The organism is Microbacterium karelineae, from assembly GCF_009745985.1.
Taxonomy (GTDB): Bacteria; Actinomycetota; Actinomycetes; order Actinomycetales; family Microbacteriaceae; genus Microbacterium; species Microbacterium karelineae.
The window spans coordinates 1-1,007 of record NZ_WFIX01000022.1; the positions used below are offsets into that span (position 1 = coordinate 1).

Here is a 1,007-nt window from a genome sequence, read left to right on the forward strand (position 1 = left end):
GTACTTTTTATTGAAGTCGATTACAGCTTAAAAAGTAGCCGAGTTGTTTGGGTGCTTAATCATCTGATAGGCAGGTATGGAAAGCCTCAGAGTATTCGTATGGATAATGGTCCAGAACTTATTGCAGGATTGATGATTCATTGGAGTAAGGCCAATAGTATTACCTTTCAATATATAGAGCCTGGCAAACCAATGCAAAATGGATATATAGAAAGATTTAACAGGACTTATAGGGAGAATGTTCTTGATTCATATATATTTGAATCATTAGAAGATGTTCGAGAGATAACTGATGAATTTGTTAAAGATTACAATGAAGAGAGACCTCATGAATCATTAGCCGGATTGTCTCCTGTGAAATACAGAGAAATGGAAAAACAGAAACTTGCTGTTTCAATTTAACACAAAATAAAATTTTGGTACAATATGAAAAATTGTCTAATTTTAAATCGTACTAAAAATGGGAAGCCTACAAATTCAGTGTTCACAAGTTGAGATGTATCTTCTTTTTTGGAAATATTGATGAAAAAAATGTAATTAAAAATCTTTAAAAACTTATGAAAAAATTTTTATTAACAGCAATTATGCTTGTTGGCCTTTCGGCCGTTTCTAAGGCTCAACAGGGGCGAGTGGGGATTAACACAACCACACCTGCCGCAACATTAGACGTAGTAGCAAATACTACAGACAATGCTAGACCTGATGCCTTACTAGTCCCTCGTATGACAGCAGCAGAATTATCCGCTAAGGATGATACTAGTGGAACATATGCTGCGCCTCAAAACGGAGCTATTGTTTACATTACTTCCGGAACAGGTACAGGTGCAAGAAAAGTTAAAATTACTGGCCCTGGATTCTATTATTTTGATAATTCAGTTCCTGAATGGAAGCCTATGGTTGGTGCTGTTACAGCTACTGGATATACTAACGTTTCACAATCGACTTCTATTAACAAGAATGAATCAATGTTGGTAACTACGAATGTAACTATTGCAGCTCCTCCAGTA

Annotated in this window: 1 protein-coding gene and 1 pseudogene; both read left to right on the forward strand. The window is 35.7% G+C overall.

Going from position 1 to position 1,007, the window contains the following annotated elements:
* Positions 1–372 (forward strand): annotated as a pseudogene (locus tag GB932_RS21770) (integrase core domain-containing protein); the annotation flags it as partial.
* Positions 373–557: 185 nt separating this feature from the next.
* The coding region (locus GB932_RS21775; protein WP_197517170.1) for a phage tail-like protein at positions 558–1,007 on the forward strand (450 nt) is incomplete at its 3' end.